Origin of the sequence: Scopulibacillus darangshiensis, assembly GCF_004341035.1 — a bacterium.
Classification (GTDB): Bacteria; Bacillota; Bacilli; order Bacillales; family Sporolactobacillaceae; genus Scopulibacillus; species Scopulibacillus darangshiensis.
The window spans coordinates 45,974-69,555 of record NZ_SLXK01000011.1 but is presented as its reverse complement, the minus strand read 5'-3'; the positions used below and the strand labels follow the sequence as shown (position 1 = coordinate 69,555).

The 23,582-nt window shown below is 42.8% G+C and carries 20 protein-coding genes and 1 tRNA gene; 15 read left to right on the top strand and 6 right to left on the bottom strand.

Annotated elements, in window-relative coordinates:
* The first annotated feature begins 41 nt into the window (after positions 1 to 41).
* Both EV207_RS09515 and EV207_RS09510 read left to right on the top strand, forming a co-directional pair.
* Positions 42 to 794 (top strand): ABC transporter ATP-binding protein, encoded by a 753-nt coding sequence (locus EV207_RS09515; protein WP_132745928.1) that lies wholly within the window; start codon positions 42 to 44, stop codon positions 792 to 794.
* Positions 782 to 2,002: an ABC transporter permease gene (locus EV207_RS09510; RefSeq protein WP_132745927.1), complete on the top strand. Its 1,221-nt coding sequence runs from the start codon at positions 782 to 784 to the stop codon at positions 2,000 to 2,002. The genes EV207_RS09515 and EV207_RS09510 overlap by 13 nt, the downstream gene beginning before the upstream one ends.
* Before the next feature lie 21 nt (positions 2,003 to 2,023).
* Here the strand turns inward: EV207_RS09510 and EV207_RS09505 are convergent, their stop codons facing one another.
* The 3 genes from EV207_RS09505 to EV207_RS09495 all read right to left on the bottom strand — a co-directional run bounded on the left by EV207_RS09505 (position 2,024) and on the right by EV207_RS09495 (position 4,790).
* Positions 2,024 to 2,458 (bottom strand): ferritin-like domain-containing protein, encoded by a 435-nt coding sequence (locus tag EV207_RS09505; RefSeq protein ID WP_132745926.1) that lies wholly within the window; start codon positions 2,456 to 2,458, stop codon positions 2,024 to 2,026.
* A 68-nt stretch (positions 2,459 to 2,526) separates the two neighbouring features.
* Complete coding sequence (locus tag EV207_RS09500; RefSeq protein ID WP_132745925.1) at positions 2,527 to 3,312, bottom strand: diacylglycerol/lipid kinase family protein; 786 nt, start codon at positions 3,310 to 3,312, stop codon at positions 2,527 to 2,529.
* Between the two features lie 80 nt (positions 3,313 to 3,392).
* The gene (locus tag EV207_RS09495) at positions 3,393 to 4,790 is read right to left on the bottom strand and encodes a hypothetical protein (RefSeq protein WP_132745924.1); all 1,398 of its coding nucleotides are present in this window, start codon (positions 4,788 to 4,790) and stop codon (positions 3,393 to 3,395) included.
* 63 nt (positions 4,791 to 4,853) lie between these two features.
* On the opposite strand from EV207_RS09495, the gene EV207_RS09490 reads away from it, so the two are divergent.
* Positions 4,854 to 5,081, top strand: coding sequence for a hypothetical protein (locus EV207_RS09490; RefSeq protein WP_132745923.1), 228 nt, complete (start codon positions 4,854 to 4,856; stop codon positions 5,079 to 5,081).
* Here the strand turns inward: EV207_RS09490 and EV207_RS09485 are convergent.
* Positions 5,058 to 6,563 carry a class I adenylate-forming enzyme family protein gene (locus EV207_RS09485; protein ID WP_132745922.1) on the bottom strand — a complete coding sequence of 502 codons (1,506 nt, stop codon included), beginning with the start codon at positions 6,561 to 6,563 and terminating at the stop codon, positions 5,058 to 5,060. The genes EV207_RS09490 and EV207_RS09485 overlap by 24 nt on opposite strands.
* 492 nt (positions 6,564 to 7,055) lie before the next feature.
* On the opposite strand from EV207_RS09485, the gene EV207_RS09480 reads away from it, so the two are divergent.
* On the top strand, positions 7,056 to 7,784 hold the full coding sequence (locus tag EV207_RS09480) for a TerC family protein (protein WP_132745921.1): 729 nt from the start codon (positions 7,056 to 7,058) through the stop codon (positions 7,782 to 7,784).
* Positions 7,785 to 7,874: 90 nt separating this feature from the next.
* Here the strand turns inward: EV207_RS09480 and EV207_RS09475 are convergent.
* Positions 7,875 to 7,946: transfer RNA gene (locus EV207_RS09475), tRNA-Gln, on the bottom strand.
* Between the two features lie 172 nt (positions 7,947 to 8,118).
* On the opposite strand from EV207_RS09475, the gene EV207_RS09470 reads away from it, so the two are divergent.
* From EV207_RS09470 to EV207_RS09445, 6 genes are all read left to right on the top strand, one after another.
* Positions 8,119 to 10,230, top strand: coding sequence for a transglycosylase domain-containing protein (locus EV207_RS09470; RefSeq protein WP_132745974.1), 2,112 nt, complete (start codon positions 8,119 to 8,121; stop codon positions 10,228 to 10,230).
* 121 nt (positions 10,231 to 10,351) lie between these two features.
* Positions 10,352 to 11,383, top strand: a complete 1,032-nt coding sequence (gene hemE, locus EV207_RS09465; protein ID WP_132745920.1) for a uroporphyrinogen decarboxylase — start codon at positions 10,352 to 10,354, stop codon at positions 11,381 to 11,383.
* A gap of 15 nt (positions 11,384 to 11,398) precedes the next feature.
* Entirely contained in the window at positions 11,399 to 12,352 is a 954-nt protein-coding gene (hemH, locus tag EV207_RS09460) for a ferrochelatase (RefSeq protein ID WP_132745919.1), read from the top strand.
* Positions 12,345 to 13,727 carry a protoporphyrinogen oxidase gene (hemY, locus tag EV207_RS09455; RefSeq protein WP_132745918.1) on the top strand — a complete coding sequence of 461 codons (1,383 nt, stop codon included), beginning with the start codon at positions 12,345 to 12,347 and terminating at the stop codon, positions 13,725 to 13,727. Before hemH ends, hemY begins: the two co-directional genes overlap by 8 nt.
* Before the next feature lie 133 nt (positions 13,728 to 13,860).
* Positions 13,861 to 14,436: a TetR/AcrR family transcriptional regulator gene (locus EV207_RS09450; protein WP_132745917.1), complete on the top strand. Its 576-nt coding sequence runs from the start codon at positions 13,861 to 13,863 to the stop codon at positions 14,434 to 14,436.
* A gap of 95 nt (positions 14,437 to 14,531) precedes the next feature.
* The gene (locus EV207_RS09445) at positions 14,532 to 16,907 is read left to right on the top strand and encodes a YhgE/Pip domain-containing protein (protein WP_132745916.1); all 2,376 of its coding nucleotides are present in this window, start codon (positions 14,532 to 14,534) and stop codon (positions 16,905 to 16,907) included.
* Positions 16,908 to 17,030: 123 nt separating this feature from the next.
* Here the strand turns inward: EV207_RS09445 and EV207_RS09440 are convergent, their stop codons facing one another.
* On the bottom strand, positions 17,031 to 18,617 hold the full coding sequence (locus tag EV207_RS09440; RefSeq protein ID WP_132745915.1) for an APC family permease: 1,587 nt from the start codon (positions 18,615 to 18,617) through the stop codon (positions 17,031 to 17,033).
* Between the two features lie 239 nt (positions 18,618 to 18,856).
* On the opposite strand from EV207_RS09440, the gene lplA reads away from it, so the two are divergent.
* From lplA to paaC, 5 genes are all read left to right on the top strand, one after another.
* A complete protein-coding gene (gene lplA / locus EV207_RS09435; RefSeq protein ID WP_132745914.1) occupies positions 18,857 to 19,849 on the top strand; it encodes a lipoate--protein ligase in 993 nt (330 codons plus the stop codon).
* A 172-nt stretch (positions 19,850 to 20,021) separates the two neighbouring features.
* Positions 20,022 to 21,356 carry a phenylacetate--CoA ligase family protein gene (locus EV207_RS09430; protein WP_132745913.1) on the top strand — a complete coding sequence of 445 codons (1,335 nt, stop codon included), beginning with the start codon at positions 20,022 to 20,024 and terminating at the stop codon, positions 21,354 to 21,356.
* 76 nt (positions 21,357 to 21,432) lie between these two features.
* The gene (gene paaA / locus EV207_RS09425) at positions 21,433 to 22,404 is read left to right on the top strand and encodes a 1,2-phenylacetyl-CoA epoxidase subunit PaaA (protein WP_132745912.1); all 972 of its coding nucleotides are present in this window, start codon (positions 21,433 to 21,435) and stop codon (positions 22,402 to 22,404) included.
* A 14-nt stretch (positions 22,405 to 22,418) separates the two neighbouring features.
* A complete protein-coding gene (gene paaB / locus EV207_RS09420; protein WP_132745911.1) occupies positions 22,419 to 22,769 on the top strand; it encodes a 1,2-phenylacetyl-CoA epoxidase subunit PaaB in 351 nt (116 codons plus the stop codon).
* Complete coding sequence (paaC, locus tag EV207_RS09415) at positions 22,766 to 23,563, top strand: 1,2-phenylacetyl-CoA epoxidase subunit PaaC (protein WP_132745910.1); 798 nt, start codon at positions 22,766 to 22,768, stop codon at positions 23,561 to 23,563. The genes paaB and paaC overlap by 4 nt, the downstream gene beginning before the upstream one ends.
* The last annotated feature ends 19 nt before the right edge of the window (positions 23,564 to 23,582 follow it).

Genomic DNA, 23,582 nt, shown 5'->3' with positions numbered 1-23,582 from the left:
TTAGAAGCAAGAATCCCTACAGGAAGAGGGTTAAACGAAAAATGAGTGCAATTCTAGATGTTAATCAATTAAAAGGCGGCTATGCTTTGAGTCAGCCTGTGTTACATAATGTGTCTTTCAAAATTGAACCGGGTGAGCTTGTTGGGCTGGTTGGCTTAAATGGTGCGGGCAAAAGTACGACGATTAAACATATTCTAGGGTTATTGGAGCCATTTGGCGGAGAAATTCGCGTCAGCGGCAAGACGATAAAGGAAGACAAACTATTTTACCGTTCGCAAATGACCTACATACCGGAAACACCTGAGCTTTATGAACAGTTGACATTAAAGGAGCATTTGGAGCTTACGGCAATGGCATATCAAATTGACCAAGCGGCATTTGAAAATAGAATGGACACGCTTCTAAAAATGTTTCGCATGGAAAAGAGGCTTAACTGGTTTCCAGGGCATTTTTCTAAAGGGATGAAGCAAAAGGTCATGATTATGTGTGCCTTTCTTGTTCGGCCAGAGCTTTATGTTGTCGATGAGCCTTTTGTCGGCCTCGATCCAATTGGCATTCAATCATTTTTGGACTTAATGAAAGAGATGAAAGAAAAAGGTGCCGCTATTCTAATGTCAACACACATCCTCTCAACTGCTGAACAATATTGCGACCGGTTTTTGATTTTGCATGACGGCAGAATTGTTATTCAAGGGACATTAAATGAAATCAAGGAGAGCTACGGCGATCCCGCAGCAACGCTTCATGATATATATATTGCTGTTGCAAAAGGGGAGTCACCATGGATAAAATAATAGCGCTGTGGTATCGCCGCCGTTCGGATTATTGGAAAATGGCACTGCGCTATTGGAAGCTGGTCGGGAAAAACAGCGGGTTAATGTTTTCGCTGTATGTAATTATTATTGTGGGGAGCTACTATTATAAACAATGGCTGGATGGGCTGCCTGATAACTTTCCAAGCGCCTTATTGATCACTGTTGTGGCGGGCATCTTTGTGATTCGCACGCCGATTCGAACGTTTGTACAAGAAGCGGATCTTGTTTTTCTCCTGCCGCTTGAGCCCCGGCTTAATGGTTATTTTAGAAAGAGCCGGCAATACAGCTTTTTGTTACAATGTGTGACGCTGCTATTTGTGATGGTCATTTTTTCCCCCCTTTATTTTAGGACAATTAATCCGGACTTTTGGGGATTTGCGGCGACACTCATATTAATTTTCGGGGTGAAATGGTGGAATGTGGATACAAGCTGGCAGGAACAATTTTTGCAGCGGCCATGGGAGTCCAAGCTGATAAGAGGATGCTTATCACTTTTGTTTTTATACAGTTTATTAAATGGGAACCATTTTATTTTTGTTCTGCTGTTAATTGCTGTTATGTTTGGTTTTTCGTTTTTTTATGCCCATAGACAGGCACAGGATCGGCTGCTAAATTGGGATCGGTTACTGGCGGTTGAACATAAGCAGCTTATGCTGCTGTTAAAGTTTGCGAATCTTATCACTGATGTGCCTGAAATGAAGACCAGGATCAAGCCACGGCTCTGGTTAAACGGTTTAACAAACCGCTTTTCCTATGGACAAGAATCAGTTTTTAAGAAATATTTCTTGAAAACTTTCATTAGGGCGCATGAATACTTTGGTATTTATATAAGGCTGACAATAATTGGCGGTATAATCGAGGTTTTATTTACAGATGGTTATGCGACTTATTTTGTTTTGATTGCGATTGTGTACATCACTGGGCTTCAGCTGCTAACCCTTTGGCACCATCCGACACCACAAGCCCTAACAGATCTCTATCCAGTCGCTGATGTATTAAAGCAGAGAAGCTTTGTTATGATTTTATTAAATTTATTAATGATTCAAGGGGTCGTGCTGGGGCTTATCGGCGCGTTTGTGATAGGAACATTTACCAGCGTCATTTTACTCGTTATCACCGGATTATTCATTGCATTTCTATTTTCATACGGCTATGTTCGGAGGAAAATTAAGAAATCACCTGCTTAGCTGCAGGTGATTTCTAAACGCTTATTTTAAACGGGGATCCTTAAGAAGGCGTTCCATTTCTTCCATATGCTTCGTTTCATCTGAAATGATGTCTTCCAATGTCACAACAAGCTCCGTTAAACCTAGCTCATCTGCCTGTTTGCGGCGTGTTTCATAGCGGTCAATGGTCGCCTTTTCAGCATTTCTTGCTTCTTCAAGCATTTCTTTGACATCAGTCACCTGCTTGACGGCTGCAGGTGTCGTTGTTGGCTGACCTCCAAAAGTTGTGATTTTCTCTGATAAATAGAGAGCGTGCTGCTGCTCGTCGGGAATTTCCTTCTCGAAAAAAGGCTTAAGCACTGAGTAGTACATCCCTGTCACTGTCGAAGCGTAGTAAGTATACTGTATGACCGCTGAATATTCACCAGCTAAGTCTTCGTTCAGTCCTTCAATAAGTTCTCTCATTTTTGCATCCATTATTAGTTGTCATCCTTTCTATTAATCATTCACATAATATTATTTACCCTAATATTCAAAGGTTAAACCTATCCTGCAAGGACTTTTAAATATCCGGGCTTGATGTGAATATTTGCAGGCGGACGATGAAGTCTTTCCCTGTCACGATCGGGAATATAGCTCGGGGAGGTCTGGATAGCCAAGTCAGGTGTTTGGAAATGGATAATATCGTCACTGAAAATAGAGGTTAATCCAGTATTTAATAGTGACGAATCATATTTGGATTCCCTAAGAATGTATACATCAAGAAGGCCGTCTTGAAGGTCTACATCCCGGAGTAAAGGAAGTCCTTCGCAAGCGTATGGATTATTTGCAACGAGGACTGACTCCGCTTTGCCAGAAAAATAGTAATGTTTGCTCGATAGCTCATAATGAAAAGGCCCATGTTCATCTGGGTTTTTAAAATCCAAAAGGTTTATAAAGTATTCGGTGCCATCGTGACCGACATCAAAACTTCTAATGTTCTTTTTGGCGATTTGCTCGGCAGCTTTTATCGGCTGGCGGCTCAAACCTAATGCCTTTGAGAAACCATTACATTTACCCCCGGGGATAATAGAAAATACGGGACGGTGTTTTAATATAGCTATCGTATTAATAATTTCGTAAACGGTACTGTCGCCACCCATGGCAATTAGGACGTCAGAATCTTTGGCAAGCCTTCGGGCAAGTCCTGTACATTCACTTTTCAGTTTTGCTTCATAGAATGCCACGGTCTCAAAAGCCGATGAAAGGATCGTGTCGATTCTATCGATATCATCCTGTTTAATCATTTGCCCGTCAGCATTTAGATTAATGATGACCGAAACTGTTTTCATTTATGACTTCCTTTCACGAACATAAAGTTGTGTGAATGTATTTCCCTGTTTTCCCGGTGGCTACACCTCTTTCTTTTGATCTATATCAAAAACATGGCAGCGATTGTGGTTACGACAAGCCCGATAATGACCGGTAATAAGTTCCGCCTTGCAAGTTCAAATGCATCGACATTACAAATGGCGGCAGCGGGAATGAGAGCCCAAGGGACGAGTGTTCCGCCGCCAACCCAAATGGCTGCGATTTGCCCAAGCGCAGTCAAAGTATCTATTCCGCTGCCGATCGCAGTGGCGAAGAGGTGGGCGATCGAACCTGCTAATGAAATTCCCGAGAAACCCGATCCATCAAGACCAGTAATCGCACCGACAATGGTTAATGTTCCGGCGGCGACCTCCGTGTTAAGCGGAGCCACATGCGCTAAAGCAAAACCGAGGTCATTCACGATGCCTTCTGAATGGGCAGGAAGAACATTGCCGAAGACCGCTTGAAATCCCGAATCCCCCATATAAAAGAAGGCAGCAATCGGAATAACCGGACCGAAAACTTTAAAGCCGAATTGGAAGCCTTCGATAAGATACTCAGTTATTTTCTCTAAACCTTTATTTTTATGTGCAGCTAGTGAGATAGCCATAAGTATGAAAATAATTGTGCCGCCGATTAATGCCGTGGCATCTCCGCCTTGCAAATGGAATAAGATCATGCCTGTTACATCTAAGAGCAGGAGTACGGGGATCAGGACAGCAAATAACACTTTGCTTTTCCTGGATAAAGTTTCCTTCCCCCTTGAGGTTTTCCTATCCAGCTCTTTAATCTCAGCTGCATCTACAACCAAAGCTCCTCGCTTTATATCCCTTTTCAATAAAATAAAGGCCGCCACAGTCGTTACCGCACCCATAATGATAACAAGCGGTACACTGGCAACCATGACGTCTGATACGGGGATGCCAGCTGCATCAGCTGTAAGCTTTGGAGCCCCCTGAATAATGTAGTCGCCCGAAAGCGCTATTCCATGGCCGAATAAGTTCATAGCAATCGCGGCGCCAATGGCTGGCAAACCGACTCTTAGCGCGACCGGAAGCAGCACTACACCAAGAAGGGCTACAGCTGGTGTTGGCCAGAAGAACAAGGAGACAACCATCATCAAGAATCCAATGACCCAAAAGGCAAGTGTAGGGGTTTTAATGAATTTAGAAAAAGGGGAAATCATGACATCATTGATTCCAGTTTTCGTCATGACATGACTCATCGCCACAATGACTGAAATTACAAGAATTGTCCCTAATAATTGAGTAATAGCATAGATCAGGCTGTTAAAAACACCGCCTAATGCGGTTGTTAATGAGGATGTAGCAAGCAAACCGAGCAGGAATATACCGATAATACACACTAGCGTCGTATCGCGCCTCATAATCATGACGGCAATAATGATAAAAATAAATAAAAGGTAGACCCAATGAAGAACTGTTAAGTCAATGCCCATCTGCCTTCCTCCTATAGATTAACGTGTTGTTTGCCTATAAAATATGCGGGGGAGGATTTGGGTGTGACTAGGGTTAACTCCGTCCAGGGGCGTAGAAATAAACCTTCTAAGGGTTATACCAAATTGTTGTTGCTTTTTGTCAATACGGGGATTATTTCCGGGGAAATAATCCCGAAGATTGTCGGCTGTTATCCTTTATTAATCTATGACGTGTTTATTTTAATAAAAAGATCGGGGGCTAATACCTCCGATCTTCTAGTATCTCTATTAACCGACCGCTTCTTTTCTTAAGTCACGCTTTAATATTTTTCCTAGGCTGTTTTTTGGCAGCTGGTCTACAAAAACAATCTCTGGAACTTTATAATCGGCGATTTTCTTTTGACAGTGCTGAATGATATCTTTATCGGTCAAGCAACCATCCGCTGATTGGACAATATAAGCTCTTGGCACCTCTCCCCAAAAGTCATCAGGAATACCGATGACCGCTGCTTCGAGGACACCATCACATTCGTAAATGACTTCCTCGACTTGGTCAGGATAGATGTTGTCACCGCCGCAGACAATCATATCTTTATAACGGCCAGTAATGTACAAATAGCCATCCTCATCAAGATAGCCGGCGTCCCCGATATGATACCAGCCATTAATTAGGACGCTGTCAGTTGCCGAAGGGTTATTCCAGTAGCCTCTGAAGAGAAAAGGACTTTTAATAATAATTTCCCCGATTGTACCTGCCTGAAGCTCATCCCCGCTTTCAGGGTCAACAATTTTGACTTCGACATGATTAAAGGGTTTTCCGGCCGAGCTCACCTTTTCAAAACCCATTTGCGGATGCCAGTAGCTGACACCCCAGGCCTCTGTGCTGCCAAAACCTTGTCCCATCATGATGCCAGCATCAGCATACTGTTTGATAAGTTGTTCCGGAACAGGTGTCCCGCCGGCTGAAACTGATTTTAAGGAAGGGGCTTCCCAGTTGTTTTGTTTGAATTCTTCCATCATGTAGGTGTAAAGCGATGGGAATGCCATCATGGTTGTTATTTTTTCTTCGTTAATGATCGCCCATATTTTTGCAGGATCTTGATCAGGCAGGCAAACAATCGTCAGGCCATAGTGGATAGCGTTCAATATGTTAAGAAAACCGCTCATATGAAAGAGAGGATGGACGGCAAGATAACGTCCGCCTGATTGTCTGAAGCTTAAATTTTCCATTTGATTGAAGTAGCTTGCCACTTGGTGATGACCGATAATGCAGCCCTTTGGGTTCCCAGTTGTCCCCGAAGTAAATAGGATGGCAGCGGGATCTTCCGGTTCTGCAGCCACGGTTGGATCAGTAATAGGTTGCCCAGCAAATAAGTTATCAAATTCAGCTGTTGTTTCCATGCCAATACAGGTTTTAATGATGTTGGTTATCATGCTAGTATTTTCGGAGGCATTCACTGTATTGGAAAATTCATCGTCATAAAAGAAAACCTTTGGTTTGCTGTTCAAGATAATGCCGTCAAGCTCATAGGAGGTCAAGTGAGTATTTAAAGGGACAGCGATAGCTCCTATTTTTATTGCCGCTTGAATAATAGTTGGAAAGGTATGATTGTTTTTGCCGAGAATCGCTATGCGATCTCCTTTTTGGACATCAGCTGTTAACAAATAATGCGCAAGCTTCCTCGCGCGTTCATTGTATTCTTGGAAAGTATAACGCTTCCCGCCGGCCACTAAGGCCTCTAACTCAGGGGTTTGTTCTGCTCTAGTGGTAAGAATATGCTGGATAGTATCCATTTTGTATCATCTCCGTCAAAGTTGGTTTGCAGAGAGGGATTTTACTCTTATAAAAAAAGAAAAACAATTATATGTGTTTAAGGACTGCTGGTATTAATATCCTTAAAATGGCGTTTTGCCGGGAAGGAGAGGGTTTTCATTACAGTTTCGTTACAATTTTTTCAGTTGACGGAATCCCTTTTATAGCTTATTATGAGGTTAAATGAATAACTCTCAAAGGGGAGTAGCTGTACAACAAGGTCGTCATTACGGGATCAATGTCCCCGGCTTTGTTGGCAACTTAAATGTTGTTAGCAAGACCTTTGCCTGAACGTTTCGGGGTAAAGGTTTTTTATATTTTATAAGGCAACCTTTACCCAATCCGAAAGGAGGGTGAAGGTTGCTTTTTTTGTTTATAAGAAGTAGAAAAAGTTCGGCAAAGTAAACGGCAATATTAAAAAAGAAATTATTGTTTGGTCTTACAACAAATCTTAAATTGGGGAGAGTGGGATATTGGATATTTTTACTTTAGAATTCTGGACAACGCTGTTATTGATTGTTGGCTTGGATTTAATTCTTGCCGGAGACAATGCCATAGTCATAGCACTTGCTGCTCGCAGGCTGCCTGAAAAACAGCAAAAGAAAGCAATTCTTTGGGGAACGATAGGCGCGGTGGCAATACGGGCGACGGCCACTTTAATTGTGGTGTGGCTTCTCAAGATTCCAGGGCTGCATTTGGTTGGCGGGATCCTGCTCATCTGGATTGCGTATAAGCTCTTAATTGACAATAAAGGGCATGATGGTATAAAAGCGGGGACGAGTTTAACAGAGGCGATTCGGACGATTGTTATAGCTGACGCCTTAATGGGTCTGGATAATGTCTTAGCCATTGCTGGTGCCTCTCATGGCAGTTACTTCATGGTTATATTAGGGCTAATCATTAGCATTCCTATGATCATGTGGGGAAGCACCTTGTTCTTAAAACTCGTCGATCGTTATTCTTGGATCATCTATGCCGGTTCGGCCGTCTTGGCATTCACCGCAGCAAAAATGTTGTTCAGCGAACCATTCATGGAAGACTTCTTCACAGGCCATGCCATCTGGAAGTGGTGCATTGAAGGGTTGATCATTATAGGTGTTTTGTTTATCGGACTCAGGAAAAACAAAAAAGGAAACAACACTGCCTGCGAAAACAATGATGAAAATAGCGTAGGCAATGAATCCGAACGGCAATCGTCTTAAAAAAAAGATAAAAACAGCCGCCAATTTGGCGGCTGTTTTTATCTTGACAAACAAATTTTCTTCTATAACATTTGGTTAGGTATTATGTGACTGGGATAGCAGGGTTCGAACCTGCGAATCACGGAGTCAAAGCCCGTTGCCTTACCGCTTGGCTATATCCCAACGACAATTATTAATGTAACCTTAAAGTTAAGGTTTATACATTCGAAAAAGAAAAATCAATCACTCATTTTTTATTCTTTTTTGCGGAAGATAAAGAAAAGAAAAACAGCCCAAAGGGGGTGTGTTTGTTTTGCTAAAAAAAGTGCTTATTGCTGTCAATGTTATTTTGGGGATGCTGATACTCGGACTTATTGGCTATATCATTATTATTTTTGCAGGTAATTATGTGATTGACAAAAAAGATCTCGTCATGGACACAACAACTAAAATAGTCGATACGGAGGGACACGAAATCTCCAAGCTTTATTTGGAAAACCGAGAGCTTGTCTCGATCGAAAAAATCCCGAAGTCAGTCCAGGAAGCGTTCATCGCAACAGAGGATTCGCGTTTCTATCAGCATTATGGCATAGATTTTCGCGGGACCTTTAGAGCCGCATTTAGGGACATCATATCCGGCAGCAAATCTGAAGGCGGCAGCACGATCACACAACAGCTCGCAAAAAGAGTTTTTCTCTCAAATGAAAAATCCTGGCTGCGGAAGATAAAGGAAGCGGTTATTGCTATAAACCTTGAACGAAAATACAGCAAACAGCAGATCCTCGAGATGTATCTTAATGACGTCTATTTTGGCCATGGCGCATATGGGATTGGATCTGCTGCAAAGTTCTATTTCAATAAGGATGTCAGTGAATTAACCGTCGACGAAGGGGCGATGCTTGCAGCCATGCTCAAAGCGCCGTCAACTTATTCGCCGATTCTTCATCCAAAGAAAGCACTGAAACGCCGTAATCTTGTCTTATCCTTAATGGAAGAACAAGGTTATATCAGCTCAAAGGATGCTGTCAGATTGCAGGGAAAAACTCTTGGATTGGATCTGAAAAAGCATGAAAGTCATCCTGAATTCTATACATATGTCGATATGGTTCTAGATGAAGCTAAGAGGAAATACCACCTGTCGAATGAAGAAGTGTTGAGCGGGGGGTATAAAATCATCGTCCCAATGGATATTAAAGCGCAAAAAGCATCCTACAAGCATTTTAAAGATGACAGCTATTTCAAGGGCTCTAATCCAAATAAAACCCCCAACGGCGCTTTTGTCCTAATGGATCCGAAAACAGGCGGTGTACTTGCAGTACAAGGAGGACGCCATTATGTCAAAAAAGGGCTGAACCACGTTACGATGAAACGCCAGCCCGGATCGACATTTAAGCCCTTGGCGGTTTACGGCCCTGCGCTTAATTCCGGGAAATATAAACCTTATTCTTTGCTTACCGATAAAAAGCTGACATATGCCAAATACGATGATTACACACCTGAGAATTATAATCACAAGTATGCCGGAAAGATCACCATGTATGATGCCTTAACGCACTCAACAAATGCCCCTGCAGTTTGGCTTTTTAATAAAATTGGCATTGAAAAAGGCAAAGCCTATCTGAAAAAGCTGGGATTTAAGCTTCCGGATAAAGGCCTCGCAATTGCCCTTGGCGGCTTGCGAAAAGGGGTCACTCCGCTCTCAATGGCTTCTGCTTACAGTGTGTTCCCTAATAATGGTGAAAAAGTTGAACCTTATTTTATTAAAGCCATTTACAACCATGATGGTGAACTGATCGGCCATGCGAAGCCCAAGGCAACAAAGGTCTTTAAAAAACAAACAGCATGGTATATGACAAAAATGCTTGAATCGGTTGTTCAAAATGGTACGGGCAAGGCAGGAGAGGTACACACTGCATTGGCAGGTAAAACTGGATCTACTGGTTACGAAAAGGTGAAAGACGGACTACGGGATGCCTGGTTTGTCGGTTACACACCGAAAGCCGTCGGCGCGGTCTGGATTGGTTATAATACAACCACCGAGGATCAATATGTGACAAGCGGAAGCGGTGATGCCACCAGGCTATTCAAGGATATCATCAATGATATCCCGAAGCAGCAGCATTTGACATTCCATAAGCCGAGAGGTGTGAAGGATTTGGAGCCGCCGATCCGGTTGGGCAGTATCAAAAATCTAGAAGCATCGGTGACATTAGGCAGGTATGGTTTGCCCGCGGTAAGGCTCACATGGACGCCGCTTGAGGATGACCGTGTCATTTACCGTATCTACGAAATGAAGGACGGACAAAGGCAGCAGATTGGAGAAGTCACAGGTAAAGGCGAATATGTTGTTGATTTCGCCAACCCATTATCTACGGGCTCCTTTGTGGTCGTACCTTATAACGTACAAACCAAACAGGAAGGGGCCCCGTCACCCGGGGCGGCTGTGGATTGGTTTCCGGGCTTTTAATTAAGACATTTTCTTGAACAATTGATGTTGGGGAGGAAATCGAGCGTTTATCAATGCAATTCATCCGGCTTTTAGATAAAATAGAAATGAATATGTTACGGACGAGGAAGGGTGTCGTGTTTTGGCGAATAGGTTTAATGATGTATTTTTAAAGGCATGCCGCGGTGAGGATGTCCCGTATACGCCTGTATGGTACATGAGACAGGCGGGACGTTATCAGCCTGAGTACCGAAAAATCAGAGAGAAATACAGCTTCTTTGACATTAATGAAAACCCGGAAGTGTGTGCTGAGGTAACAAAGCTCCCGGTAGATCAATTAGGTGTCGACGCTGCTATTCTGTTCGCGGATATCATGACACCGCTGAAACCGATCGGTGTCGATGTTGAAATTGTAGAAGGAGTCGGACCGGTCATTTCAAATCCTGTTTCAACAATAGAAGATATACAAAATCTGAGAAGCCTGGATCCGAATCGCGATGTTCCTTTCATATTAGATACGGTGAAACTTCTTAGGGAGCAATTGAATGTGCCGTTAATCGGGTTCTCAGGAGCACCGTTCACTTTGGCAAGCTATATTATTGAAGGCGGCCCATCCAAAGGCTACCATAAGACGAAAGGGTTCATGTATGCCAAGCCCAGCGTTTGGCAAGCGTTAATGGACAAGCTTGCTGAACTCACGATCGTATATCTTAAAGCACAAATTAAGGCCGGTGCACAAGCCGTCCAGGTTTTCGATTCATGGGTCGGTGCCTTGGAGGAACAGGATTACCGTATCTATATCGCTCCTGCAATGGAGAAGATCTTCACAGCTTTGAAAGAAACGGGCGTTCCAACCATCTATTTCGGCAGCGGATCGGGCCATTTATTAAAGGAATGGAATAAGCTGCCTGTAGATGTGTTATCGATTGACTGGCGAACATCGATTAAGGATGTCAGAGCAATGGGCATACAGAAAGGTCTTCAAGGAAATCTTGATCCATCTTTATTACTCGCACCCTTTGATATGCTAAGGGACCGAACAAAGACCATTCTGGATCAAGGCAAAGAGACAACCGGCCATATCTTTAACCTTGGCCACGGTATATTCCCGGCAGCAAGCGTTGCAACACTGAAAAAGTTAACGGATTTTGTGCATGATTACACTAGTAAATAAAATGGGGGAGAAAAGATGGCAAAAAAGAAGATTGGTTTACTAGTCATGGCTTACGGCACACCATACAGTTCTGAAGACATTGAACCATATTATACACATATTCGGCATGGCCGAAGACCTACGGATGACCTTCTTCAGGATCTTAAGGGCCGATATGAAGCGATTGGCGGGACATCTCCTTTAGCGAAAATCACGAAAGAACAAGCGGAAGGTTTGGAGAAACGTTTGAATGAACGGCAAAATGATGTCGAATTCAAAGCTTACCTCGGTCTGAAACATATACACCCTTTTATAGAGGATGCTGTCAAACAAATGCATGAAGACGGTATTGATGAAGCGGTGAGCCTTGTGTTGGCACCTCATTTCTCCACATTCAGTGTGAAAGCATACAACGAACGAGCCATCCAAACGGCCAAAGAGCTTGGCGGTCCATCTATCACATCAGTTGAAAGCTGGTACCGTGAGCCAGCGTTTATTTCATACTGGGCAGATCAAATCAGGCATACATTCAAGGCTATTCCTGAAAAAGATCATGAGCAAACTGTCGTCGTCTTTTCAGCGCACAGCCTTCCGGAGAAGATTATTTCTACAGGTGATCCATATCCCAATCAATTAGAGGAAACAGCAAAGTTGATCAGCGAGGCTGCAAATCTTCAGCATGACGCCATCGGCTGGCAAAGCGCCGGAAATACGCCTGATCCATGGATTGGCCCTGATGTACAAGATTTGACGAGGGACCTGTATGAACAAGAAGGTTACCGGTCATTCATTTATTGTCCTGTTGGTTTTGTCGCTGAACATCTCGAGGTTTTATATGATAATGACTTTGAATGTAAAGTGATTACAGATGAATTAGGTGCGGCTTATTACAGACCTGATATGCCAAATGCGAATCCGGAATTTATTGATTGTCTCACCAATGTTGTGCTTAAGACATTATCCGAGAAAAGCGGCAAGGTCAATGGCTAAGCATGTTGCTGTTATCGGCGGCGGGATTACAGGACTAACCGCAGCTTTTTATCTTCAAAAGCTTGCTGCAAGCAGCCATCTTGATCTTCATGTCACAGTCATCGAGACAAAAGACCAGTTTGGCGGTAAAGTCGAGACGGTACATCGGGACGGTTTTACAATTGAAAGAGGGCCGGATTCCTTTTTGAAGCGAAAAAAGGAAGCGCTCGAGCTTGTGGAAGCTCTTGGACTGGGTGATCAAGTCGTTTCTAACCATACCGGGAAGTCTTATATTCTAAAAAGCGGTGAGCTTCATCCTATTCCCGAAGGCTCAGTAATGGGTGTGCCAACACAATTGAAACCGATGCTGGATTCCGGCCTGCTTTCGGAAGACGGCAAAGCGAGAGCATTAAATGATTTGATCCTGCCGCAGCTGCCGGAGTACGAGGATATGTCTGTTGGTGACTTTTTCTCCGCCCGTCTTGGTGAGGAAATGGTTGACCATATTATCAGTCCGCTTCTCTCTGGAATTTATGCAGGGAACATCTATAAATTAAGCTTAGCTGCAACCCAGCCCCAATTCATTAATGTCGAAAGGGATGCAGGCAGTTTGATCTTGGGTTTCAACGGAAAACAGCCAAAAAAGAAAACGAGTCAGTTTGCGACACTCACAAGCGGATTAGGAACATTAATTGAGCGGCTTGTGGACTCGTTAGATGCCCGTCTGTTGCGGGGGGTCACTGTCAGCCGAATTAAACGTGAAAATCATAAATATGAACTTATACTTAATAATAATGAAAAAATAACCGCTGATATGGTTGTATCCGCTGTTCCAAACGATATTTCCGCTAACCTTTTTTCTGATGCCGCATACCTTAAGAGGGAAAATGCCGATCCGAATACATCAGTTGCAACGGTTGCAATGGCCTTTGATAAAGATGACGTGACACTCGAAAAGGAAGGCACGGGATTCGTCGTATCCCGGAAGGAACCGATCGCGATCACAGCATCGACTTGGACACACCTCAAATGGCCGCATACAGTGCCAGAAGGAAAGGCCTTGGTAAGATGCTATGTTGGAAAAGCCGGTGATGATGCCATCATTGAACAATCCGATGAGGAGCTTATTGCCACATCGCTGCAAAATTTAAGCGGCGTCGTTGATTTCAAGAAGGATCCCCACTTTTCTGTCGTCACCCGGTGGCGGGAAGCGATGCCCCAATATCCTGTCGGCCATAAGCTGTGGCTTGCTGAAATACAAGACAAGCTGCCTCATGATTATCCAGGGGTCTATTTAGCTGGCGCTTCATATGATGGTGTCGGACTGCCCGACTGTATCCGCCAAGGAAAAGGAGCTGCACAAAAAATAATAGAACGTATCAAAACCGGAACTTGAAAACGTTCCGGTTTTTTTAATAGGAAATTTAATTATCCAATCACCTTGCAAACCTAGCTTGTTCAATGGTATATTAATTCTTGTAAAACAATATGACTGAAATGTTCAATTGGTCAAAAACAGGAGATTGCCAATGAGTTTGGATAGAAAAACAAGCATACTTAAGGCAGCAGAGGAGTCCTTTGCCCTTTTTGGCTATAAGGCAACGACAATGGATCAAGTGGCGAGAATCGCCAACGTCGGCAAAGGCACCATATATACATTTTTTAAGAACAAAGAGGAATTATTTGATGACATCATTGAGAAATTAATTCATCAAGCTAAGGACATAGCAACAACAGCCATCCGTCCCGAAGACTCCTTTTTTGATAATCTTCATCGGGCTTTGTACGGCATATTAGCCTTTAGGAAAGAACACCAATTGACGATTAAATTGTCTCAAGAAGTTCGGGAGATCGGGACGCTGCCCGCGAAGAACGCCCTGACAAAATTAGAGGATGCCATTTTGCATTTCATTGAAGGGCACATTAAGACAGCAATGAATAAAGGCGAACTAAAGACATGTGATCCGGCTATGACGGCTTTTATTATGCTTAAACTTTATGTTGCTTTAGTCTTTGAATGGGAACAGCGTCACCAGCCATTAGAAAAGGAGGAAATTGCTCATTTATTTGATCTTTACCTTGTTAAGGGACTTATGAAAAGGTAAAAGATAGCTGCTTGCAAGCGGCTTTTTTTATGTGGTAACTTGACCGTTTGACCAAGATGGTCATTAATTACTAAAGAAAAGAAAGGTGACGTCATGTGAATGCTTTGCGCTTATTTTTCTCAGAAATGGCATCAATCACAAAGAGTCCTAAAGCGATTATTCAAATGATAGGTGTTATGGCGATTCCGGTACTGTATTGCGGCATGTTTCTTTATGCTTTCTGGAATCCTTACGATAAAACCGGCGAGCTCCCGGTAGCGGTTGTTAACCAGGATAAAGGGGCTGTTCTTTCGGGCCAAAAAGTTAAAGTAGGCAATGATTTAGTAGATAATTTAAAGAAGAATGATAGTTTCGATTGGGAGTTCGTATCTGAAAAACAAGCTGAAAAAGGCATGGAAGAAAATAAGTATTTTATGACAATCATGATTCCCAAGGGTTTTTCCAAGGATGCAACAACTATAAAGGATGAAAAAATAACAAAACCTCCCTTATCATACAAACTAAATCGGGGCTACAATTATACCGCGTCAAAAATGAGCGAAACTGGAGTAAAAGAAGTTAAGAATAAAGTCGCAAATGAAATAACGAAATCGTATGTGAAAGCGATGTACGATAAATTGGATCAGCTGACAGATGGTTTGAAAAAAGCTGCGGGCGGAGCAGGCGATCTTTCAGATGGCAGCAATAAAGAATACAATGGGCTGATTGAACTTAAAAAGCATTTCGGGGATCTTATGACCGCAAGCGCAGCCTTAACGAATGGGTCAGTTCAACTCGCCCAAGGCTCTGCTAAGCTGGAAAATGGGCTTGGTGATTTAAATGACGGGACACAAAAGCTTTATAACCAAACCAGTTCCAAAACAGATGATATTGCAAAGCTTGCAACGGGAGCGAATAAGCTTGCCGATAAACTAGATGAACTTAATAAAGGTGTAACGAAAATTTCTAAGGCAAACGGAAAAGTTGTTAATGGAGCCGAGGAAATACAAGCCAACATTAATAAAGCCCTGGATGATGTCAGGGAAAAAATAAATGAATTTGATCAGCTGGAGAAAAAGATCGAAAGCTTTAAACCATTGCTTAATGATCTAACAAATAATACTGATCAACTTGAAAAGGCTCTTACTGATCTAAATGCGGTTATCGATGTCGTTGATCAAAATCAGCCGCAGCTAGATGCCGCCGTGAATCAATTTGTTAAGGAGCATCCCGAGGTAAAGAACGATGAAAATTTCAAAAAGATTATAGAAAAGAAAAATAACATGGATGAGATTCACAATGATTTGAAACACATTCGTTCGGAAATCGGTGATCCAGAGCAAGCAGCAGCGGCTGCCAAAGCACTGACACAAAAATTGGATCAATATTCGAGTATAAAAAATAAGGCATTAACCCAATTTAATCAACTTGAGAACGCAGAAAACCGATTAGTCGGCGGCATGGAGCAGCTTCAAAAGCAAATTGATAAATTGCCGAATGCAACGGCGGCGCTGAAGGAAGGGGCTGACCGGCTTGCAGAAGGAACAGAATCGCTGAATAAAAGCTGGCCGACTCTTATAGGCGGCATCGAACAGCTTGACAATGGCAGCGAAAAGCTGCTTGCCGGCAGTAAGGAACTTAATACGAATATGCAAAAGCTTGCCGACGGGATGGGACAGTTTAGCGATGGCGCGAGCAAAATGAATAGCGGTGTGTCCGAACTCAAGGATGGGGCTGGCAAACTCTATGACGGAAGTTCGGAGCTCGCTGGAAAGCTTCATAATGCGCATGATGAGGCAGCGAAAACACCGACAGATGATGACCATGCGGATATGTTCGCAAAGCCAGTCAGGTTAACGGATGCAACACACACAAATGTTAACAATAACGGCACCGGTTTTACGCCATATTTCTTGTCGCTAGGCTTATTTGTCGGAGCGCTCATGTTGACCGTCATTTATGATTTGAGGGAATCACAGAGACCGCCTCGATCCGGCATAGGACTCGGACTCAGCAAATATATGGTGATGGCTGTGATGGGTATATGTCAGGCCGTGATTGCAGACTTGGTTATATTATTCGGCCTTGGGCTCATGGTTAATAATCCAATGCTGTTTGTTCTGTTCAGTATATTAACAAGCTTGACCTTTATGGCATTAATCCAGTTCTTTGGGGCTGCACTCGGCAATCCGGGGCGTTTCATTGTCGTGATCATTCTTATACTTCAGCTGACAACAAGCGGCGGGTCATACCCGGTGCAATTGATTCCAGAGCCTTTGCAAAGTGTGCCTAAATGGTTGCCAATGACTTACAGTATAGAAGGATTCAGGAATATCATTGCAGGTAATCAGCTGGATATGTTAAAGTCACACGCTTTAGTATTGGCCTGTTTCCTCATAGGTTTTATGATATGTACCATGATATTCTATATTTTCTTTTTCAAAAAAAATAAAGACAATATGGTCAGACATGAGGAGTCCTTGACCGAATAAAAAAAGAGCCTTTCCGCTGATGCGGGAAGGCTCTTTAAGGATAAAAGGTGTGATTTGTCATGCATAAAATCCTGTGGGAGTGCATAAAACCGGGGACCATTTGCCCCCGGTTTTCATATCTGCTTAAGCAAGTTCATTATCCAAAAATTCATCGTTGCCTTTTTTAATATCATCAGTTTCCCAACCGCTGTGGACGCCCCAGTAATAAAAGACGAGGGCGGATATCGCGATGACCAGGAAGTCCCAGCCGAAAGGAATAATATTCAAGCCGCCGAATTTTTCACTGCCGATGAAGGATAAGAAGACCATCCATAGCAGGTGACAAATCATCCAAGCGCCGGCTTTAAAATCGCGCTTAAAGTTTTTAAAATTATATTTAAATTGGTAAAAGAAATAGATAGGCAAACCGATAATCATAATGATCATAACTTTACCAGTCAACGGCCAAGCGCCCCAGTAATAAATCATAGAGGCCGCAATAAAACCAAGCGGAGCAATAATGCGCATGCCTTTGATTCTGAATGGCTTTTTCAAATGTTCACTATGTCTTCGGAACACCATGACAGAGATTGGTCCTGTCATATAAGAAATCAGTGTTGCAATAGAAATAATTGATGATAATTGTCCCCAGCCGCGGAATAGAAACAGAAATACAAAGGACACGACAAGGTTGAACCACATTGCCGGACGTGGAATGCCTGATTTTGCATCGACCGTTCCAAATATTTTTGGGAAATAGCCGTTTTGTTCCAACCCATAAATCATTCTTGCTGTTGTTGCTGTGTATGTGATCCCTGTTCCAGACGGGGATATAAAGGCATCCGCAAATAATAGCAGAACCAACCAGTTAAGGCCCCATGCAAATGCAAGATCTGCGAAAGGTGAACTTAGATTAATGTGTGCCCACCCTGATTTTATAATATCCGGTGTAATAGTTCCGATAAAGGTGATCTGCAGTAGAACATAGATGACACCCGCAATTAATATCGAAGCCACAACACCAAATGGCACTGAGAATTTTGGATTCTTTGCTTCTCCGGCCATGTTAATCGGGCTTTGAAAGCCGTTAAAGGCAAAAACGATACCTGAAATGGAAACCGCTGTAAGAACACCTGACCATCCGTTTGGCATAAATCCGCCATACTGCGTAAAGTTGTCACTGTTATAACCCGAAACTAATAGGCCGATAATGACTAAACCGGGGATGATAAATTTAAAGACAGTAATCGCGGTGTTCACACGTGCAAAGAGTTGAACCGTGAAGTAGTTTACAAAAAAGTAGACAACCACAAGGGCAGCTGAAATCAGTAAACCCGCTGTTGATAATTCTTTGCCGTTAAAGATTGTATGTGCCCAAGCAAAGGGCCAGGAACTCATGTATTGAGCAGAGGCTTCCGCTTCCACGGGAATAACTGACACAATGGCAATCCAGTTTGCCCAGCCTGATAAATAACCGACAAACGAGCCGTGGGAAAATTGGCCGTATCGCACCATCCCGCCCGCTTCGGGAAACATGCCTCCAAGTTCGGCAAAAGTAAGGCCGATTAATAATATAAGAATTGTTCCAAGAATCCAGGCGTAAATGGCGGCAGGTCCGGCAATTTTTGCTGCTTTCCAAGCACCAAATAACCAACCGGAGCCAATAATTGAACCTATGCCGGTCATTGTTAACGCAAAGGTTCCGATATTTCTTTTCATATTATTTTGCATAGTCTCACCTCTTGATGTAATTGTCGAAAATTGCCGAAAAACAAGGACTAATGAACAGTTTATCACGTATTGAAAACGCTGTCTGTAATTACGACTAATGTTAAAAAACTCAAAATAGGTCCATATTTCATAAATCTATCTGAACAAGCCGTCTAATCTGTGGTGTGCATTTCTGTATTATTATCTGGTAAAATAAAGGAATACTATTCATTCATTGTTTGAACTGGAGGATAAATAAGTTGAAATATATTAATAATCAAGGCATCATGGATCCGGCTATCAATTTAGCTATAGAGGAGTACGCTTTAACCGAACTGGATATTAATGAGACATATCTTTTGTTTTACAGCATGAATCCCACAGTGATTGTGGGGAAAAATCAAAATACCGTGGAAGAAATCAATATGGATTATATAAGGGAGCAGGAGGTCAATGTCACACGCCGGCTCTCTGGGGGCGGTGCTGTTTATAACGATGAAGGAGATCTAAGTTTTAGCTTTATTACGAAGGACGATGGCAACAGCTTTCATAACTATAAAAAGTTTACGGAACCAGTCGTCAGGGCGCTGCATCAAATGGGTGTCAAAGCGGAATTACTCGGAAGAAATGACCTTTTGGTAGGCGGGAAGAAAATTTCGGGCAATGCGCAGTTTTCAACGAAAGGGCGGATGTTCAGCCATGGGACATTGCTTTTCGATGTCAACCTTGAAAATGTAGCACGTGCTTTAAACCCCGATGCCGAGAAATACTTATCGAAAGGTATTAAATCAGTCCGAAGCCGTGTCACGAACATAAGAGAGCATTTAGATGTGGATATGGACATTGATCAGTTCAGGCAAATGTTGTTGAAATATGTCTTCGAAACCAACTTCGATGTGCCGGAATACAAACTAAGTGAGCGAGACTGGGGTAACATCCGACAGATCGCGGAGGAAAGATATCGTAATTGGGATTGGGTTTATGGCAAATCCCCCAAATTTAATATGAAGTACTCCCATCGCTTTCCAGGAGCGGGAGGGATAGATATCCGTCTTGATGTGAAGAAAGGTGTTATACAGAACGCCGCCATTTTTGGCGATTTCTTTGGTGTTGGGGATATAACGGATATCGAAAAACTCTTAATTGGAGCCAAATATGAGCGTGATGTGATTGAAGCTAAGCTCTCGGATATTAATTCAGGCCACTACTTTGGAAAAATAAGCAAAGGGGACATTTTAACAATGTTGTTTTAAGAAAGTAGAAACCTCACCTAATCACGGGTGAGGCTTTTTTTTATCTCTCTCGTTCTTAAATATTCAGAACATGTTGACAGTTGCGTCTAAAAAGGATTATCATTTAGATAACATGACACAAATTAATAATATCGATTTTTTTACGTTATATAAAAAGGGATGGGGTGTAAGCATGATCTATAATGCTGAAGTTGAATCAATGTCTCGCGAGGAGATGAAAGCGCTTCAACTGAAAAGATTGAAAGAAACTGCTCAGAGGGTTTATAACAATGTTGCCTTTTACCAGGAAGCTTTTGAAAAGAACCATGTCACGCCGGCTGACATTCAATCATTAGAGGATATCACTCAGCTTCCCTTTACAGTAAAAAAGGACTTGAGAAATCATTATCCATTCGGGTTATTTGCTGCTGGACAGAAAGACATTGTGCGGCTGCACGCGTCCTCGGGAACCAGTGGGAAACCAACTGTTGTCGGTTATACTCGCTCTGACATTGAGGTATGGTCGGAGATCGTCGCAAGAGCAATTGCCGCCGCTGGGGGAAAACCAGGTGAGGTTCTCCATAATGCCTATGGCTATGGGCTTTTCACAGGGGGACTTGGCCTTCATTACGGTTCTGAAAAACTTGGCATGGCAACAGTGCCTGTCTCAGGCGGGAACACCGAAAGGCAGATTCTCCTTATTGAAGATTTCAAACCAACTGTGATCTCCGGTACCCCATCATATATTTTAAATATCATTGAAACAATGGAGCGCCTTGGCAAAGATCCGCGGAAAACAAGTCTTAAATACGGTATTTTTGGTGCTGAGCCATGGTCCTTAGAAATGAGAGCAGAGCTTGAGGAACGTCTTGGCATTAAAGCGGTTGATATTTATGGATTGAGTGAGGTCATGGGACCGGGCGTCGCGATCGAGTGTCATCAAGCTCAGAACGGGCTTCATATTGCCGATGATCACTTTATTGTTGAGGTGATAGACCCTGGTTCGCTGGAACCGCTGCCAGAAGGTCAGGAGGGTGAGCTGGTATTTACTAGTCTTACAAAAGAGGCGACGCCAGTCATCCGTTACCGTACAGGAGATATCGCATCGATAACAACAGAGGCATGTTCATGCGGGAGAACAACGATAAGAATGTCCAGGGTAAAAGGAAGAATTGATGACATGATGATCATTCGCGGTGTCAATGTTTTTCCGTCTGAAATAGAAAACACATTGCTGCAAATCGAAGAGCTTGTCCCGCATTTCCAGATTTCTTTATCAAGAAAGGGCCCGCTCGATATTGCAGAGTTGATGGTCGAAATCGATCCAGCATTTTTTGCGGCGGTTGGAGAGGATTTAGCTCACGAACAAGTCATCCGGTTGAAACATAGAATCATGCACGGATTGAAAAGCCAGTGCCTTGTCAGCATGAATGTGAATATAATGAATCCAGGTTCTATTCCTCGTTCTGAAGGGAAAGCAGTACGAATTATCGATTCCAGAAAGAAGCCGAAAGATAAGGTTCTGTAAATAGGGTTTGTATTTTATATAACGTTATAATATAATTGCGTTAATAATACGTCATATAATGGAGAGTGGATAAAACATGTTGGATCATTTAACATTTGATCAATTAAGTGAAGAGCAAAAATATGACCACTTTATGGACCGGATAAACCGCGATGAAAAAATTGAAGCAGATGATTGGATGCCTGATGACTATCGTATAGCACTTATCCGTTTGATTTCAATGCACGGGATCAGTGAAATAATGGGTGCGCTTCCGGAAAAGGAATGGGTTCCAAAGGCCCCGACACTTCATCGCAAGCTTGCGATCATGGCTAAAGTCCAGGACGAGATGGGACATGGTCAATTGCTGCTTCGTGTTGCTGAAGATTTAATGAAGCCCCTTGGGAAAAACCGTGACAATATTATGAGCGATCTTTTCACCAAACGTCTAAAGTTCCACAATGTCTTTCACATGGCATCACCAACTTGGGGTGATGCGGCTATTATCGCTTGGCTTGTTGACGGAGCTGCGATTATGTCTCAGACGATGATGCTTGATACATCGTACGGACCATACGGCCGTGCGCTGAAGCGCATTTGTCAGGAGGAATCCTTTCATGCAAAGCACGGAGAAAGCCTTGTCCTCTCACTTGCCGAAGGAACCGATCGGCAAAAACAAATGCTTCAGGATGCATTGAACCGCTGGTGGGATGCTTTATTAATGTTTTTTGGTCCCAAATCAAAGCAAGAAACAGGCCATACCAATGTTGATAAAAATATTAAATACAAACTTCGCACGAAAACAAATGAACAATTGAGACAGGAGTTCTTTACAAAATACATTCCAAAGATTGAATTGATCGGGCTCAAGGTACCTGATAAAACGGTTCGTTTTGATGAAGAGTCGAACACATGGCATTATCAGGATCCTGACTGGAATGAATTCAAACAAATCGTATCAGGCAACGGGCCGAAATCTGATGACCGCATACGTTTGAGACAATCATCCTATGAAAATACTGAATGGGTGAGAGAGGCCCTAGGGCACGTCAAAACAGCAGTTGTTTAAGGGGGATAATTAGAATGGATGAACAAAAGAATGGGTTGAATCCTTTCTATGAAGAATTTGAAGTGTTCAGCAAAAAGAAAGAGGATGGACCCTTGCAATATCAGTTCAGTCTCCTAGCACCGAATGAAGAAATGGCAATCGTCTTGGCAAAAGAAAACTTCTTTCGCCGTGAAAAAGCCGTTGATATTTGGGTAGTTAGACGCAACGCCATAAGGAAACTTTCCCAAAGCGAGAAAGAATCGCTGAAAAAGCTTGATAAACATTACCGGGAAACGAAAGGTTATGCTGACCTTAATCAACGATGGCGTAATTTTAAAGAAAAGCAGGATAACGGAACAGATGAGAAGAAGGTGGAAAAGGCATGAGCATTGAATCGAACAAACAAGAATTAACTGAACTGATATATCAGCTTGCAGATGACGATTTTATCCACGCCCATCGCGGCTCTGAATGGCTTGGTCTGGCCCCGCACATTGAGGAGGATGTCGCCTTTTCTTCCATTAATCAAGACACCATGGGACACGCAACAATGTATTATAGAATCCTTTCTGAGCTTGGGGAAGGCAAAGCTGATGATTTATCGCATTTAAGGAAGAAAGAGCAGTTTCGCAATGCCATTATTTTAGAAGAAAAAAACGGTACGGGGGAATATCTTGATTCTCCGAATTACGATTGGGCGTTCACAGTGATCCGCCACCTGTTCTATGATGTGGCAAAAAAGATTCGCCTTGAATCATTAAAACAATCATCCTATGAACCCTTGGCTGATGCTGCAAGAAAAATGTTAACAGAACAATATTATCATCTTTTGCATTGGAAGATTTGGTTCAAACAGCTGATGACAAGTACTGAAGAGGCAAGGGATCGGATGGAAACGGCTATCAAGAGAGTCTGGAAGGATTTCGGGGGAGTGCTCACACTTGGACCGCATGCCGAAAAAATGGTATCGGCGGGGCTTATTGAGGATGAAGCAGCCCTTAGGGAAAGATTTATTGATCAAATCCAAGAGCTGTTCAACGAAGTCAATTATTCGATTGATAACGAACCACTGATGATCCGTGGTGACGGACGAAATGGTGAACATACGGAAGACCTGGAGCATGCTCTGAAAACATTGAGTGAAGTCTACGTGTCAGACCCTCAAGCAACAGGCTGGTAAGGATCATCTTAGAGAAGGA

Bases quoted from the DNA above. Each gene is read 5' to 3' on its own strand.
- EV207_RS09515 (WP_132745928.1), top strand. From the start codon at position 42: ATGAGTGCAATTCTAGATGTTAATCAATTAAAAGGCGGCTATGCTTTG.
- EV207_RS09510 (WP_132745927.1), top strand. From the start codon at position 782: ATGGATAAAATAATAGCGCTGTGGTATCGCCGCCGTTCGGATTATTGG.
- EV207_RS09505 (WP_132745926.1), bottom strand. From the start codon at position 2,458: ATGGATGCAAAAATGAGAGAACTTATTGAAGGACTGAACGAAGACTTA.
- EV207_RS09500 (WP_132745925.1), bottom strand. From the start codon at position 3,312: ATGAAAACAGTTTCGGTCATCATTAATCTAAATGCTGACGGGCAAATG.
- EV207_RS09495 (WP_132745924.1), bottom strand. From the start codon at position 4,790: ATGGGCATTGACTTAACAGTTCTTCATTGGGTCTACCTTTTATTTATT.
- EV207_RS09485 (WP_132745922.1), bottom strand. From the start codon at position 6,563: ATGGATACTATCCAGCATATTCTTACCACTAGAGCAGAACAAACCCCT.
- EV207_RS09470 (WP_132745974.1), top strand. From the start codon at position 8,119: ATGCTGATACTCGGACTTATTGGCTATATCATTATTATTTTTGCAGGT.
- hemH (WP_132745919.1), top strand. From the start codon at position 11,399: ATGGCAAAAAAGAAGATTGGTTTACTAGTCATGGCTTACGGCACACCA.
- hemY (WP_132745918.1), top strand. From the start codon at position 12,345: ATGGCTAAGCATGTTGCTGTTATCGGCGGCGGGATTACAGGACTAACC.
- EV207_RS09450 (WP_132745917.1), top strand. From the start codon at position 13,861: ATGAGTTTGGATAGAAAAACAAGCATACTTAAGGCAGCAGAGGAGTCC.
- EV207_RS09440 (WP_132745915.1), bottom strand. From the start codon at position 18,617: ATGCAAAATAATATGAAAAGAAATATCGGAACCTTTGCGTTAACAATG.
- EV207_RS09430 (WP_132745913.1), top strand. From the start codon at position 20,022: ATGATCTATAATGCTGAAGTTGAATCAATGTCTCGCGAGGAGATGAAA.
- paaA (WP_132745912.1), top strand. From the start codon at position 21,433: ATGTTGGATCATTTAACATTTGATCAATTAAGTGAAGAGCAAAAATAT.
- paaB (WP_132745911.1), top strand. From the start codon at position 22,419: ATGGATGAACAAAAGAATGGGTTGAATCCTTTCTATGAAGAATTTGAA.
- paaC (WP_132745910.1), top strand. From the start codon at position 22,766: ATGAGCATTGAATCGAACAAACAAGAATTAACTGAACTGATATATCAG.